Source organism: Methylopila sp. Yamaguchi, from assembly GCF_002897035.1.
Classification (GTDB): domain Bacteria; phylum Pseudomonadota; class Alphaproteobacteria; order Rhizobiales; family Methylopilaceae; genus Methylopila.
This window is the reverse complement of record NZ_BAUX01000009.1, coordinates 109,173-123,602: the sequence shown is the minus strand read 5'-3', so window position 1 is coordinate 123,602 and position 14,430 is coordinate 109,173. Positions and strand designations below refer to the sequence as shown.

The window sequence follows — 14,430 nt, the reverse complement described above, 5'->3', positions numbered from 1 at the left end:
CGGCGCGGGCCGCCGCGGTAGGGTCCCGCCGCCCGAGGCGGAGCGTTCCGCCTCCCGAGGACGCCATGGACCGACCTGACCCAACGCACGACGAAGACACGCATTTCGGCTTTTCCGAAGTGCGCACGGCCGAGAAGCAGGGGCTGGTCGACAAGGTCTTCCACAAGGTCGCCTCGCGCTACGACCTGATGAACGACCTGATGTCCGGCGGACTGCACCGCGCCTGGAAAGCGGCGATGGTCACGGCGATCGCCCTTCCGAAGGCGGCGCGGCCGTTCAAGATGCTGGACGTGGCCGGGGGCACAGGCGACATCGCCTTCCGCGCGCTGAAACAGAGCGGCGCCGGCGTCGACGTGACGGTGCTCGACATCAACGGCGCCATGCTCGCGGTCGGCAAGGAGCGCGCGGCCGCCCGGCGGCTCAGCCGGCGGGTGGAGTTCGTGCAGGGCAACGCCGAGGAGCTGCCGTTCCCGGACCGGTCGTTCGACGCGGTCACGATCGCCTTCGGCATCCGCAACGTGCCGCGCATCCCCAAGGCGCTGAAGGAGATGCGGCGCGTGCTCAAGCCGGGAGGGCGGGCGCTGGTGCTGGAGTTCTCGACCGTCGACGTGCCCGGTCTCGACAAGGTCTACGACGCGTTCTCGTTCCGGGTGATCCCCCAGCTCGGCAAGCTCGTGGCCGGCGACGCCGAGCCCTACCAGTATCTGGTCGAGTCGATCCGCCGCTTTCCCGACGCGGCGACCTTCGCCGAGATGATGCGCGAGGCGGGCTTCGAGCAGGTGACCGCGACGCCCATGACCGGCGGCGTCGCCGCGCTGCACCTGGGCTTCCGAATTTGAGCGGACGGTCGATCCCGCGCGCCCCCGCCGACGGCGGACCTACGTCGGCGGCGTCATGTCCGTCCTGAGCGTCGCGCCGAACCTGCTGCGTCTGGCGCGCGGAGGCTTCGTCATGGCGCGGGAGGGCGCGCTCCGGCTCGCGGATCCGATCGACCTGCCGCCGCACATCCGTACGCTGATCCGGCTTGGCCGCCTGATCGAGCGGCGCGGCGCAACCGACGGCGCCGACGGGCTCGCCCGCGCGCTGCAGCGCCTCGGACCGTCCTACGTCAAGCTGGGCCAATTCCTCGCGACCCGGCCCGACGTGGTGGGCCTGCGGACGGCGCGCGACCTCGAGAGGCTGCAGGACCGCGTCGACCCTTTCCCCCAGGATCAGGCCGAGGCCGCGATCGAGGAGGCGCTGGCGGCGCCGCTGACGGCCCGCTTCGTCGCGCTCGGACCGGCGGTGGCGGCGGCCTCTATCGCCCAGGTGCATCGGGCGACCGTCCGTGACGCCTTCGGCGAGCGCGTGGTCGCGGTCAAGGTGCTGCGCCCCGGCGTCGCCCATCGGATCGGGCGAGATCTCGAGGCCTTCCTCGCCATCGCGCGCATGATCGAGCGTTGGGTCCCGAAGGCCCGGCGCTTGAAGCCCGTCGTGGTTGTGGAGACCCTCGCGCGCTCGGTCGCGATCGAGATGGACCTGCGGCTCGAAGCGGCCGCTCTTTCGGAGATTGCGGAGAACACCGCCGCCGATCCCGGTTTCCGCGTGCCCGAGGTGGATTGGGAGCGCACCGCGCGCGGGGTGCTCACCATGGAGTGGATCGAGGCGATTAAGCTCTCAGACCGCGAGGGCCTGATCGCCGCCGGGCTCGACCTGCCGGCTCTCGGCCAGCTGGTGATGCAGACCTTCCTGCGGCACGCCATGCGGGACGGCTTCTTCCACGCCGACATGCACCCGGGGAATCTGTTCGTGGACGCGGGCGGAGGCCTGATCGCGGTGGATTTCGGCCTGACCGGCCGGCTCGGCAAGAAGGAGCGGCGTTTCCTCGCCGAGATCCTCCACGGGTTCATCACTCGCGACTACAAGCGCATCGCCGAGGTGCATTTCGAGGCGGGCTATGTTCCGGCCGACCAGTCGGTGGAGGAGTTCGCCCGCGCGCTCCGCGCCATCGGCGAGCCGATCCATTCCCGCACCGCAGACCAGATCTCGATGGCCAAGCTCCTCACGCTGCTGTTCGAGGTGACGGAGCTGTTCCAGATGCAGACGCGGCCCGAGCTGCTGATGCTGCAGAAGACAATGGTCGTGGTGGAGGGCGTCGCGCGGTCGCTCGACCCGAAGCTCGACATGTGGGCGACCGCCGCCCCCGTCGTCCGGGAATGGCTGGAGCGCAACCTGGGGCCGGTGGGGATCGCCGAGACGGCGGCCGAAGAGCTCCGCCAGCTCCTGCGTGGCCTCGGCGCGGTTCCGGAGCTTCTGCTGCGGATCGAACGCACCTCGATCGAGTTCGAGGAGGTCGTGCGCGGCGGCCTGAGCTATTCGGAGGAAAGCATCCAGGCGATCGTCGGCGGCGTGCGCCGGGCGGCGCTGTGGAGCAATCTGGCCTTGATCGGGATCGCGGTCGGGCTGCTGGTATACGTCTTCCGCTAAGCGAAGCTTGGACACGGCGCCTCGATCGGCGTCCATTGGTCCCCTCGTCCTCAACGTATGGCGTCAGCGCATGAGCTCCTCCCGCATCCTGCTCGTCATCGGCGGCGGCATCGCCGCCTACAAGACGCTTGATCTGATCCGTCGTCTGAAGGAGCGCGGCTTCTCAATCCGTGCGATCCTGACCGAGGCGGCGGGCGAGTTCGTGACGCCCTTGTCGGTCGGGACGCTGACCGCCGAGCCTGTGTTCCGGGAGCTGTTCGACCTGACGCAGGAGCACGACGTCGGCCATATCCGGCTCGCTCGCGACGCCGATCTGGTGGTGGTGGCCCCGGCGACGGCCGACCTGCTCGCCAAGATGGCGAATGGCCTGGCCAACGACCTCGCCTCGACCGCGCTATTGGCCGCCACCTCGCCGGTGCTCGCGGCGCCCGCCATGAACCCGACGATGTGGGCGCATCCCGCCACGCGCCGGAACGTGGCCTGGCTCGAGGCGCAGGGCGTCGCTTTCGTCGGGCCCGAGGAGGGCCTGATGGCCGAGCGCGGCGAAAGCGGGCTCGGGCGCATGAGCGAGCCGCTTGCGATCGTGGCGGCGGTCGAAGCGCGGCTGCGACCAGCCGCCGGCGCGCTGGCCGGCCGGCGCGTGCTGGTGACGTCGGGCCCGACCCATGAGCCGATCGATCCCGTGCGCGTGATCGCCAACCGCTCGTCCGGCCGCCAGGGCCACGCCATCGCCGCCGCCGCCGCGCGGGCGGGCGCCGAGGTCATCCTGGTGTCCGGCCCCGTGGCCCTTCCCGATCCCGCCGGGGTGACGACCGTCCATGTGGAGAGCGCGCGGGAGATGCTCGCCGCCGTCGAGGCCGCGCCGCCGGTCGACGTCGCGGTGTTCGCCGCCGCCGTGGCCGACTGGCGGGTGGCGGAAGACGCGGTGCAGAAGATCAAGAAGGGCGCCGGCGGTCCGCCGACCCTGACGTTGGTCGAGAATCCCGACATCCTGGCGACCGTCGCCCGCCGGACCGAGGGGCGGCCGGAGCTGGTGGTGGGTTTCGCGGCGGAGACCGAGAACGTGCTCGACAACGCGCGCGCCAAGCTCGCCCGCAAGGGCTGCGACCTGATCGTGGCGAACGACGTCTCGGCCGGGGGCGGAGGCGTCATGGGCGGCGCGCGCAACACCGTCCATCTCGTCGGGAGCGGCGGCGTCGAATCCTGGGAGACGATGACCAAGGACGCCGTCGCGGAGGCGCTTGTGACGCGCTTTGCGGCCGCCCTCAGGCCGCGGCCATGACCGAACTCCGCATCCTGCGCCTGCCTCACGGCGAAGACTCTCCGACCCCGGCCTACGAGACCTCGGCGGCCGCTGGCCTCGATCTGCCGGCGGCCGTGCCGGCGGACGCCCCGATCGTGATCGCGCCCGGCGCGCGCGCTCTTGTCCCGACCGGGCTGGTGCTCCAATTCCCCCCGGGGTTCGAAGCCCAGGTCAGGCCGCGTTCGGGCCTCGCGCTTCGTCACGGCGTGACGGTGCTGAACGCGCCCGGGACGATCGACGCGGACTATCGCGGCGAGCTGAAGGTTCTTCTCGTGAATCACGGGGACGAACCCTTCGCGGTGACGCGGGGAGCGCGGATCGCCCAGCTGGTGCTGGCTCCGGTCACGCGCGCCACGGTCGTCGAAGCGGAGGCGGTCGATCCCAGCGGGCGCGGGGAGGGCGGCTTCGGCTCCACGGGACGGTGAGGTCGGAAGGAGAGGTCATGAATTTGCTGCCGCGCCGCAGCCTGCTGGCCGTGGCGGCGGTCGTGGACATCGCCTACCACGCGCGTCCCACGCCGATCGCCGCCAAGACCCTGGCCGCTCGTCATGGCCTACCCCCGCGGCATCTCGAGACGCTGCTGCAGGTTCTCGTGCGCACCGGCATTCTCAAGGGCGTCCGCGGTCCGCGGGGCGGCTACGAACTTGCGCGCGAGCGCCGTCGCATTTCGATCGCGGACATCGTCCGCGCCGCCATGGGCGAGGAGGAGGACGTCGACGCGCTCGCCGCGCGCGAGGTCCGCGAAGGCGGCTCCATGCTGGTGGCGCAGGTGGTTAAGCCGATGATCCGCTCCGCCTCCGAGAGCTTTCTCGAACGGCTCGACGAGATCAACGTCGAGGATCTGTGCCAGGAGGCCGAACGCCGCCACGTGTTCGGCGACAGCCGGCAGACCTATGATTTCACGATATAGAAACGCATAATATCGATTTTATCGACAATGTTCTGTGGGTTTGTTAGGCTCACGCTCAGAAGATGGCCCGCGCCTGTTGGCGAAGGGCCCGAGAAACAGGTCTCCTAGGAGAGGTCCCATGAGCCAGCCCGCGTTCAAGACCGAAGCGGCCCCGGAGCGCGTCCCGGGCCGCGGCCGCATCTACGACAGCATTACGGACACGATCGGGGACACCCCGCTCGTGCGGCTGGACCGTCTCGCCAAGCACAAGGGCGTGAAGGCCAACCTGCTGGCGAAGCTCGAGTTCTTCAACCCGATCGCAAGCGTGAAGGACCGCATCGGCGTCGCCATGATCGACGCGCTCGAGCGCGACGGCGTGCTGAAGCCCGACAGCGTGCTCGTGGAGCCCACCTCCGGCAACACCGGCATCGCGCTCGCCTTCACGGCGGCGGCGCGCGGCTACCGCCTCATCCTCGTGATGCCCGAGACCATGTCGATCGAGCGCCGCAAGATGCTGGCGCTGCTCGGCGCCGAGCTGGTGCTGACCGAGGGCCCGAAGGGCATGAAGGGCGCCGTCGCGCGCGCTCAGGAACTGGTGCAGGAGATCCCGAACGCGATCATCCCGCAGCAGTTCGAGAATCCGGCGAACCCGGACATCCACCGCCGCACGACGGCGGAGGAAATCTGGAACGACACCAACGGCGGCGTCGACTATCTGGTGTCCGGTGTGGGCACCGGCGGCACCATCACCGGCGTCGGCTCCGCGCTGAAGCCGCGCAAGAGCACGCTGAAGATCGTGGCGGTGGAGCCCGAGGACTCGCCCGTGCTCTCCGGCGGCCAGCCCGGCCCCCACAAGATCCAGGGCATCGGCGCGGGCTTCGTGCCCGGCGTGCTGGACCGTTCAGTCATCGACGAGGTCGTGACCGTCGGCAACCAGACCTCGTTCGAGACGGCGCGCCTCGTCGCCCGCCTTGAAGGCGTTCCGGTGGGAATCTCCTCGGGCGCAGCCATCGCCGCCGCGCTCGAGATCGGCGCGCGGCCGGAAGCGGCCGGCAAGAACATCGTGATCATCATCCCGAGCTTCGCCGAGCGCTATCTCTCGACTGCGCTGTTCGAGGGCCTCTGAGAGCGGCGGCTCCCGCGTCCCGACGACGTTGGGATGGTCATGCCGACATTGGTCCGGCATGACCATCTGACATGACTCCGGTCTTCCGCTTCGCCCCGTCGCCGACGGGGCTTCTCCATCTCGGCCACGCCGCCTCGGCCGCCGCTGTCTGGCGCGCGGCGAAGGCCGCGGGCGGGCGCTTGCTGCTCCGGATCGAGGACATCGATCCGGTCCGGTCGAAACCGGAGTTCGCCGCCGCGATCGAAGACGACCTGGCGTGGCTGGGGTTCAGTTGGGACGGCCCCGTCGTTCGCCAGTCCGAACGCCTCGATCTCTACGCCGCGGCCCTGGCGAAGCTGGACACGCGAGGCCTCCTTTACTCTTGCCGATTGTCGCGGACCGACATCGCCGCGGCCGCGGCCCCCGACGCCGCGCGCGATCCGGACGGGGCGGTGCGTCTGCCGCTCGCAGGAGCGCGCCCGTCGGATCCCGACGGACCTGTCGCCCGCCGCCTACACATGGCGAAGGCGCTCGCGACCCTCGACGGCGAGCCTCTGACCTGGTGGGAGGAAGGCGTCGGCGCGATCGAAGCCCAGCCCGAGCGATGGGGCGACGTCGTGCTCGCGCGCAAGGAGACGCCGACGAGCTACCATCTGGCGGTGGTCGTCGACGACGCGGCGCAGGGCGTCACCCACGTCGTGCGCGGGCGCGATCTCTATGAGGCGACCGCGGTCCACCGCCTCCTCCAGCGGCTGCTCGATCTTCCGGAGCCCGCCTACCGCCACCACCCGCTCCTGATGGCGCCCGACGGCGCGAAGCTGTCCAAGAGCCGCGGCTCGCCCTCGCTCCGCTCCCTGCGAGAGGAAGGTTGGTCGCGTGAGGACGTCCTGCGCGCGGCCGGAGCGCTCTGAAGCCGGCCTCGTCGCGGAAGCGTTATCGACCCGTCGCGCTTTGCGGCCTAGGTTCAACGCGACGGCCGGCCGTCGAGGCCTCCGCCGCGCATGCGAGGAGACGATCATGCTGCAGGGCGACGCCATCCGCACCAGGCTCATCGGCGACGCCGCGGAGCGGGCGAGACAGGCGGACGGCCCTCCGGCGGCCTTCGTCGAGGCCCTGTTCTCGCGCACCGCGCTGGACGATCTCGAAGCCCTCGAGCCGGGCGCGATCGCGACCCTCGCCGCTGATGCGTGGCGGCATCTGGCGCGCCGGGCGCCGGGGAAAGCCGACATCCGGCTGACCGACCCGGAACTTGGCGGGCGCGCCGAGACGACCGTCATCGAGATCGTCAACGACGACATGCCCTTCCTGCTCGACAGCCTGCTTGCCGAGCTCGGCGAGCGCGGCATGACGGCGGGCCTGGTGGCTCATCCCATCATTGCCGTGGAGCGGGACCCGGAGGGGCGGCTCCTCCGCTTCCTCGGCGACGCCAACCGCGCGGAGGTGGGGGACACGCCGCGCGAGAGCCTGATCCACCTGCATGTCGACCGGATCGACGACGAGGCCGCCCGCGCCGATCTCGTCGCGGCGCTTGAGGACGTGCTGGCAGAAGTTCGCAAGACGACCGAGGACCATGAAGCGATGCGCGCGCTCGTGCAGGCGCAGGTCGCGGCCTTCAAGGAGACGCCGCCGCCGCTGGACGTCGCCGAGATCGCCGAGGCGATCCAGTTCCTGCAATGGCTCGACGGCGACGAGTTCATTTTCCTCGGCGCCCGCGAGTACGCGCTGAAAGGGGAGGGCGATGACGAGCGGCTGGAGCAGCTGTCCGAGACGGGCCTGGGCGCGCTGCGCGATCCCGCCGCCCGCGTGCTCCGCCGCGGCGGCCAGCTGGTCAACCTGACGCCCGAGATCCGCGCCTTTCTGCACGAGCCGAAGCCGCTGATCGTCACCAAAGCCAGCGTGCACGCCAAGGTCTTCCGGCGGCGGCACATGGACTACGTCGGCGTGAAGCGGTTCGACGGCGACGGCCGGCTCGTCGGCGAACTGCGCATCGTTGGCCTGTTCACCGCTTCGGCCTACACCCGCCCGGCCAGAAGCCTGCCGCTGGTCCGCCGAAAGATCGATCAGGTCATCCGACGCGCCGGCTTCGATCCGGACAGCCACTCCGGCAAGGCGCTGGCGACCGTTCTGGAGACCCACCCGCGCGACGAGCTGTTCCAGGTCGACGCCGACGCGCTGTTCGACACCGCGATGGAGGTCCTTGCGCTCTACGAACGCCCGCGCGTGAAAGTCCTCCTCCGGCTCGATCGGTTCGAGCGTTTCGCCTCCGCCCTCGTCTACGTCCCCCGCGAGCGCTACGACTCCGCGGTGCGCGCCCGCATCGGGCAGAGGTTGGCGCAACGGCTCGGCGGCCGCGTCAGCGCCTACTATCCGGCCTTCCCCGAAGGGCCGCTCGCCCGGGTGCAGTTCGTCATCGGCCTCGACGGGCCTGCGCCTGAGGTCGACCCAGCGGCGCTCGACGAGGAGATCGCGGGGCAGGCCGCGACCTGGGGCGATCTGTTGCGGGCTGAGCTTTCGACGAGCCGCGCCGGCGCCGAGGCTCGCCGTCTGGCGCAGCGCTACGGCCAGGCGTTCGGGCGCGCCTACGAATCGCGCACCTCGCCGGCGGAGGCGGTGGTCGACCTCGGCCACATCGAGCGGCTGTCGGCCGAAGCCAGCTTCGCGATCGACTTTTTCCGCCGTCTCGGCGAGCCGGAGATCCGTCTGAAAGTGTTTTCGCGGGGGGCGCCGATTCCCTTGTCACGCCGGGTCCCCATGCTCGAGAACATGGGATTCCGGGTGATCGAGGAACGCAGCTACCGCGCGGAGCCGGCCGGCCTCGGCGCCGAGGCCCATGTCTTCATCCACGACATGGCGCTCGAGCGCGCCAGCGGGGCCGTGCTCGAGCTGACGCCTGCGCTCGACGCCCAGCTCGAGGCGCTGCTGATCGCGGTGCTGAACGGCGACGCCGAGAGCGACGGGTACAACGCGCTGGCGCTCGAAGCCGGCCTCGGCTGGCGTGACATCGCGCTCTTGCGCGCGTTCTCGCGCTACCTCCGGCAGGCGCGGGTTCCCTACGATCAGGACTACATGTGGACCACCCTGACGAAGCACGCGGGCGTCGCCGCGATGATCGTCGAGCTGTTCCACGTCCGCTTCAGTCCCGACGCGCCCGACGACCGCGCTGAGCGCGAGGCGGCGATCGTCGCCCGCGTCGAGGAGGCGCTCGCCGCCGTCGACAGCCTCGACGAAGACCGCATCCTGCGCCGGTTCCAGAACGTCGTGCTGGCCTGCCAGCGCGCCAACTTCTTTCAGGAAGACGCGGCGGGAGGGCCTAAGCGCACTTTCGCCTTCAAACTGGAGAGCGCCAAGGTCGAGGGCCTCCCTGCTCCCCGGCCGCTTTACGAAATCTCGGTCTATTCGCCCCGTGTGGAGGGCGTGCACCTGCGCTTCGGGAGGGTCGCGCGCGGAGGCCTGCGCTGGTCCGACCGGCCGCAGGACTTCCGCACCGAGGTGCTGGGCCTCGTAAAGGCGCAGCAGGTGAAGAACGCGGTCATCGTGCCGGTGGGCGCCAAGGGCGGCTTCGTGCCGAAGCAACTCCCCGCGGGTCCCCGCGACGCCTGGTTCGCGGAAGGGACCGAGGCCTACAAGATCTTCATCAACGCGTTGCTGGACGTCACCGACGACTTGAAGGGCGACGATCTGGTTCCGCCCGAGGCGGTCGTCCGCCACGACGGCGACGACCCCTACCTCGTGGTGGCCGCGGACAAGGGCACTGCGACCTTCTCCGACACCGCGAACGGCATCGCCGAGGCCCGCGGCTTCTGGCTCGGCGACGCCTTCGCCTCCGGCGGCTCGGTCGGCTACGACCACAAGGCCATGGGCATCACCGCACGGGGCGCGTGGGAGGCGGTGAAGCGGCATTTCCGCGAGATGGACGTCGACATCCAGACCACGCCCTTCACGGTGGTGGGCGTCGGCGACATGTCGGGCGACGTCTTCGGCAACGGCATGCTGCTTTCGCCGGCGATCAAGCTCCTCGCGGCCTTCGACCATCGCGACATCTTCCTCGATCCGGATCCCGACCCCGCCGTCTCGTTCGAGGAGCGCAAGCGGCTGTTCGCACTGCCGCGCTCCAGCTGGAAGGACTATGACGCCGCCAAGATCTCGGACGGAGGCGGCGTTTTCTCCCGCAGCCTGAAGACGGTTCCGCTGTCGGAGCCCGTGCGCGCCGCGCTCGGTCTCGAGAAGACGAGCGCCACGCCGCAGGAAGTGATGAGCGCGATCCTGAAGGCGCCCGCGGACCTGCTCTGGTTCGGCGGCATAGGCACCTACGTGCGGGCGACGAGCGAGACCGACGAGCAGGCCGGCGACCGCGCCAACGACGCGATCCGTATCGCCGCGCCGGAGCTCAGGGCGAAGGTGGTCGGCGAGGGCGCGAATCTTGGCGTCACCCAGAAGGGCCGGATAGAGGCGGCGGCGAAGGGCGTGCGGATCAACTCCGACGCCATCGACAATTCGGCGGGCGTCAACACCTCGGACGTCGAGGTGAACATCAAGATCGCCTTCGCCGCCCCGGTGCGCGACGGCGCGCTCGCGCTCGAAGAGCGCAACCGCATCCTCAGCGAAATGACCGACGAGGTCGGCCGTCTCGTGCTCGCCAACAACTACGACCAGACGCTCGCGATCTCGCTCAGTCAGCGCGCGGGCGTCGACGAGGCCGGCTTTCAGTCTCGGCTGATGCAGGCGCTCGAGGCCCGCGGCCTGCTTGATCGCGCCGTCGAAGTCCTGCCCGACGACGCCACGCTCGCCGAGCGCGTGCGCGCCGGCGACCCGCTGGAGCGGCCCGAGATCGCGGTGCTGCTGGCCTGGTCGAAGATCGCGCTCTACGACGACCTGCTCGCCTCGGGCACCCCGGACGATCCGTACCTCGCGAAGGAGCTCCTCCGCTATTTCCCGACGTTGATGCGCGAACGCTTCGCGGAGGCGATCGCCGGCCATCGGCTGCGGCGGGAGATCATCGCGACGGTGCTCGCGAACGCCATGATCAACCGCGGGGGACCGGCGCTGGTGGTCCGGCTCATGGACCAGACCGGGGCCCCGCCGTCCCGGATCGCCGCCGCCTTCGCGGTGGCGCGGGACGCGTTTCGCATGGACGAGGTGCACGACGAGATCGACGCGCTGGACGCCAAGATCCCCGGCGCTCTCCAGCTCGATCTCTACGCCGGCATGCGCGAGCTGCTGCTCCACCGCATGGTTTGGTTCCTGCGAAACGTCGATCTCGACGGAGGCCTTGACGGCGTCGTCGCCCGGTTCCGGACCGGCGTGGACGCGGTGGCCGCCGGGCTCGACGCCGCCTTGGGGCCCGACGCCGCGGGTCGGCGGTCCGCTCGCGCGACCGAGCTCGTGCGCGCGGGCCTGCCGGGGCCGCTCGCGGTGCGGTTCTCGGCGCTGCTCGCCATGGAGGGCGCGACCGACGCCGTGCTCATCGCCGAAAGGACCGGCCGTCCCATCGATGTCGCCGCGGCGGCTCTGTTCGCCGTCGCCGATGAGTTCCAGCTCGCCCGCATGGTGCGGTCGGCCCAGGCGATCGGGGTGGCGGACTACTACGACCGCCTCGCGCTCGACCGCGCGCTGGACCAGATCGGCGTCGCCGCGCGGGCCATGGCGGTCGCGGCGCTCGCCGCCGAGCCCGCCCTCGACGGCCGGGACGCGGTGTCGGCATGGACCAGAAACGCGTCCGACGTCGCCCGCGTGCGCCGCGCGGTCGGCGAGATCGCCGGCGGCGGGCTGACGCTCGCGCGGCTGACGGTGGCCTCCAGTCTGCTCGGAGATTTGGCGCACGACGTGGCGTAGACTGCGCCTCCCCGCCACGCCTTCGTTTTCGTGAGCCCATGCCGTTGCACCGAACCGTCTCCCGCCGCGCGGTCGCCGCGTGGGCGCTCTATGATGCGGCGACGCAGCCCGTGTTCACCTTGCTCGCGACCTTCGTGTTCGCGCCCTTCTTCGTGTCTCGTCTGATGGACGACCCTGCGGAAGGTCAGGCGCTGTGGGGCGTGGCGGCGGGCACGGCGGGGCTGATCGTGGGCCTCGCCACGCCGCCGCTCGGCGCGATCGCGGACCGAACCGGCGGCCGCAAGTTGTGGATCGCGGGGTTTTCGCTCCTCATCGTCCTCGGCGCGTCGGCCCTGTGGTTCGCTGTCCCCGGATCCGCTTATGCGGTTCCCATCGCGCTCGGCGGCTTCGTGGTTGCGACCATCGGAGCGGAATGCGCCACGGCCTTCACCAACGCCATGATGCCGACGCTGGCGCCGCCGGAGCGGATCGGCCGTCTGTCCGGGCTCGGCTGGGCGACCGGCTACGTCGGCGGCCTGATCGCCCTCGCGGTCGCGCTCCTGCTGTTCTCCGCCGATCCGGAAGACGGGCTGACGCTCGCGGGCATCGCGCCGATCCTCGGCCTCGATCCGGCGACCTTCGAAGGGGATCGCGCGGCTGGACCTTTCTCGGCCCTTTGGTACCTCGTCTTCGCCGCCCCGCTGTTCCTCTTCACGCCCGACGTGGCGGCCGGATTTCCGCGCGGCGCGGTCAGGGCGGGCTTAAGCGACCTCTGGCGAACGCTGAAGAGCCTGCGCCGATCGCCGGACCTCGCGCTCTTCCTGGCCGCTCACATGCTCTACGTAGACGGGCTGACCGCCCTGTTCGCCTTCGGCGGCATCTACGGGGCGGGGGCGCTGGGCTGGGGGCCGATCGAAACCGGCGTCTTCGGCGTGCTCGTCATCGTCTCCGGGATCTTCGGATCGCTGGTCGGCGGCTGGCTCGACGATCGCGTGGGGCCGGAGCGCGTGGTCGCGTGGTCGCTTGGGCTGCTGACCGCCGCGGCGGTGGCGATCGCCTCGATCGACCGCGCGCGGATCCTGTTCGTGGTGCCGGTGACGCCCCCGGTGCCGGACGACGCCCTGTTCTCGTCCGCTCCCGAGCGGCTGTTCATCGGCCTCGCCTTGGTGCTCGGCGCGGCCTCCGGTCCGCTCCAGGCCTCTTCCCGCTCGCTGCTGGTGCGCCTCGCTCCGAAGGAGAAGCTGACGCAGGCGTTCGGGCTGTTCGCCCTCTCTGGGAAGGTCACGTCCTTCCTCGGGCCGTTCGCGGTGGCGGGCGTGACCGCGCTGACCGACAGCCAGCGCGTCGGCGTTTCCGTGCTGATCGCCTTCTTCCTCGGCGGAGCCGCGCTGCTCGGCGCCGTCCGGGTGCCCGAGGCGCGGCGCTAGCGGCCTCCCGCCTCAGGGCGCGACCCCCGCTCACGGGTTGCGCCGCGCGCGCCGATGGCTAGAGTGCGCCGCGCCTCAAGCCCCTCAGGATTCAAGGATCCGATCGCATGTCCGACGCCGCCTCCGTGAAGAAGGTCGTTCTCGCCTACTCCGGCGGCCTCGACACCTCCGTCATCCTCAAGTGGCTGCAGACCACCTACAATTGCGAGGTGGTGACCTTCACCGCCGACCTCGGCCAGGGCGAGGAGTTGGAGCCGGCGCGCAAGAAGGCGGAGCTGCTCGGCATCAAGCCGGACAACATCTTCGTCGAGGACCTGCGCGAGGAATTCGTGCGGGACTACGTGTTCCCGATGTTTCGGGCCAACACCGTCTATGAGGGCCAGTACCTGCTCGGCACGTCGATCGCGCGGCCGCTGATCGCCAAGCGCCAGATCGACATCCTGCGCGCCACCGGGGCGGACGCCGTCGCCCACGGCGCCACCGGCAAGGGCAACGATCAGGTCCGCTTCGAGCTCAGCTATTACGCGCTCGAGCCTGAGGTGAAGGTGATCGCGCCCTGGCGCGAGTGGGACCTGACCTCCCGCACGCGGCTGATCGAGTTCGCGGAACAGCACCAGATCCCGATCGCCAAGGACAAGCGCGGCGAGGCGCCCTTCTCGGTCGACGCCAACCTGCTGCATTCCTCCTCGGAAGGAAAGGTGCTCGAGGATCCGAGCCTTGCGGCCCCCGAGGACGTGCACATGCGCACGATCTCGCCGGAGGACGCGCCCGACCAGCCGACGCTGATGTCGATCGACTTCGAGCAGGGCGACGCGGTCGCGATCGACGGTGAGCCGCTGTCGCCGGCGTCGATCCTGACGCGGCTCAACGAGCTGGGGAAGGCCAACGGCGTCGGCCGGCTCGACCTGGTCGAGAACCGCTTCGTGGGCATGAAGTCCCGCGGCGTCTACGAGACGCCCGGCGGCACGATCCTGCTCGTCGCCCACCGCGCGATCGAGTCGATCACGCTCGACCGCGGCGCCGCCCACCTCAAGGACGAGCTGATGCCGCGCTACGCGGAGCTCATCTACAACGGCTTCTGGTTCTCGCCGGAGCGCGAGATGCTGCAGGCCGCGATCGACCTGTCCCAGAAGGAGGTCTCCGGCCGCGTGCGGCTGAAGCTCTACAAGGGCAACGTTATCGTCACGGGCCGCGAGAGCCCGAATTCGCTCTACAATCAGGAGCTCGTCACCTTCGAGGACGGCGCGGTCGCCTACGACCACCGCGACGCGGCGGGCTTCATCAAGCTGAACGCCCTGCGGCTGCGGACGCTCGGGGCCCGGAAGCGGCGCGAGGCGTAAGGGAGCCATCCCGGCCAAAGAGCCGGGGTCGTCTTCATAGGCTGTCGGTCCGTGCTTCGAGACGCCCGCCAAGAGGCGGGCTCCTCAGC

The 14,430-nt window shown here is 70.5% G+C and carries 10 protein-coding genes; all 10 read left to right on the top strand.

Going from position 1 to position 14,430, the window contains the following annotated elements; genetic code table 11:
• The first annotated feature begins 65 nt into the window (after positions 1 to 65).
• The 10 genes from ubiE (at position 66) to METY_RS12170 (ending at position 14,341) form a co-directional block, all read left to right on the top strand.
• Positions 66 to 839 (top strand): bifunctional demethylmenaquinone methyltransferase/2-methoxy-6-polyprenyl-1,4-benzoquinol methylase UbiE, encoded by a 774-nt coding sequence (gene ubiE, locus METY_RS12215; RefSeq protein ID WP_103121669.1) that lies wholly within the window; start codon positions 66 to 68, stop codon positions 837 to 839.
• Positions 840 to 894: 55 nt separating this feature from the next.
• Entirely contained in the window at positions 895 to 2,466 is a 1,572-nt protein-coding gene (gene ubiB, locus METY_RS12210) for a 2-polyprenylphenol 6-hydroxylase (RefSeq protein ID WP_103121668.1), read from the top strand.
• A gap of 70 nt (positions 2,467 to 2,536) precedes the next feature.
• On the top strand, positions 2,537 to 3,748 hold the full coding sequence (coaBC, locus tag METY_RS12205; RefSeq protein WP_103121667.1) for a bifunctional phosphopantothenoylcysteine decarboxylase/phosphopantothenate--cysteine ligase CoaBC: 1,212 nt from the start codon (positions 2,537 to 2,539) through the stop codon (positions 3,746 to 3,748).
• Positions 3,745 to 4,194, top strand: coding sequence for a dUTP diphosphatase (gene dut, locus METY_RS12200; RefSeq protein WP_103121666.1), 450 nt, complete (start codon positions 3,745 to 3,747; stop codon positions 4,192 to 4,194). Before coaBC ends, dut begins: the two co-directional genes overlap by 4 nt.
• Before the next feature lie 17 nt (positions 4,195 to 4,211).
• Entirely contained in the window at positions 4,212 to 4,679 is a 468-nt protein-coding gene (locus METY_RS12195) for an RrF2 family transcriptional regulator (protein ID WP_103121665.1), read from the top strand.
• A gap of 118 nt (positions 4,680 to 4,797) precedes the next feature.
• Positions 4,798 to 5,784, top strand: coding sequence for a cysteine synthase A (gene cysK, locus METY_RS12190; protein ID WP_103121664.1), 987 nt, complete (start codon positions 4,798 to 4,800; stop codon positions 5,782 to 5,784).
• 71 nt (positions 5,785 to 5,855) lie between these two features.
• Positions 5,856 to 6,674 carry a tRNA glutamyl-Q(34) synthetase GluQRS gene (gene gluQRS, locus METY_RS12185; RefSeq protein WP_103121663.1) on the top strand — a complete coding sequence of 273 codons (819 nt, stop codon included), beginning with the start codon at positions 5,856 to 5,858 and terminating at the stop codon, positions 6,672 to 6,674.
• A 106-nt stretch (positions 6,675 to 6,780) separates the two neighbouring features.
• Positions 6,781 to 11,595 (top strand): NAD-glutamate dehydrogenase, encoded by a 4,815-nt coding sequence (locus METY_RS12180; protein ID WP_103121662.1) that lies wholly within the window; start codon positions 6,781 to 6,783, stop codon positions 11,593 to 11,595.
• A 38-nt stretch (positions 11,596 to 11,633) separates the two neighbouring features.
• On the top strand, positions 11,634 to 13,001 hold the full coding sequence (locus METY_RS12175) for an MFS transporter (RefSeq protein WP_103121661.1): 1,368 nt from the start codon (positions 11,634 to 11,636) through the stop codon (positions 12,999 to 13,001).
• A 107-nt stretch (positions 13,002 to 13,108) separates the two neighbouring features.
• Positions 13,109 to 14,341: an argininosuccinate synthase gene (locus tag METY_RS12170; RefSeq protein WP_103121660.1), complete on the top strand. Its 1,233-nt coding sequence runs from the start codon at positions 13,109 to 13,111 to the stop codon at positions 14,339 to 14,341.
• Positions 14,342 to 14,430 lie beyond the last annotated feature (89 nt).